Consider the following 1098-nt stretch of genomic DNA (forward strand, 5'->3'; position numbering starts at 1 on the left):
ACAGGGGACAACTCATGACTTATCGCGCCACGAAGGCCACACCGTGGCTTGCCCGCTTGCTTATGTCGCTCACGATCATCAGCTTGTCTGCGTGCTCCGTTCCCCGCTCCGTCAAAGAGGGCGGCACGATCCCTGGTCAGCAGCTGATCCCCGCCAAGAAGGTTCTGGTCCTCGCCATTAAGGATGGACAGGAGCAGGGACAGCCGCCAGCCGTTGGCAGCGGCGCCGGTCTGGCTGCCGCACTGAGGAAGGCTCTCGTAGGTCACAACATCCCGGTCGCGATCACGGCAGACTCGACGGTCGAGCAAGGCTTTGCCGACGCCGCTCGCAATGACTCCGCATACGTGATGCGGGCCACGATTACGCACTGGGAAGACAACGCGACAGCTTGGTCAGGGAAGGGCGATCAGCTCTTCATCTCGGTGGAGCTCTACGACGCGAGCTCACACCAACTGGTCGCCGCCGCCACCCACAAGCGGACCGCGACCGGCGCTACGTTCGTGTCAGGTACCCCAGATCGCTTCGTGGATGAGGTTTCCACGGGCGCGCTTGGGAAGATCTACGGTTGGCCAACGCCGAAGTGACGGTTCAGATAACAATCGCATTATGGATTGGGCTTGAAGTCCTCCAGAAGATACGACCGATGCGTATGAGCCGAAAAACAGAGATGTGTGAATGAACAAGATCGTTGTACTTCAAGGCGCTGGAAACCGTGGCAAGAGCACGACCCTGAAAATTGTCTACGAGCATCTCCTGAACAAATTCAGCCTTCTTGCTGAAGAACGTGTTACTTCCGGTGGCCGTGCAATGTATCGACTGGACGTGCGCTCCGACGTGCGAGCGATATTCTCTGTAAATGGAAAGTACGTTGGAATCGAGAGTCAAGGTGATCCAAACAGCCGTTTGAGGGACAGCCTAGATTTCTTTCAGCGGAAGCGGTGCGATCTTATTATCTGCGCTACAAGGACGCGCGGTGATACTACAGATATCGTTCGAGCACTCGATCCTCCATACTCCATTGAATGGGTCGCAAAGTCGGTAGCTGTAGGCGATGCTTCTCAGCATCAGTGCAACAGCAGAGACGCGGCGACGATAATT

General features: G+C 56.6%; 2 protein-coding genes. Both read left to right on the top strand.

Annotated features, from left to right (window positions below; translation table 11 throughout):
• The coding region (locus AC1DT2_RS24200) for a DUF4823 domain-containing protein (RefSeq protein WP_477299272.1) at positions 1–584 on the top strand (584 nt) is incomplete at its 5' end.
• 91 nt (positions 585–675) lie between these two features.
• A partial coding sequence (locus AC1DT2_RS24205; RefSeq protein WP_477299274.1) for a hypothetical protein occupies positions 676–1098 on the top strand: 423 nt, incomplete at its 3' end.

This window comes from Luteibacter sp. P4_E6 (assembly GCF_056401535.1).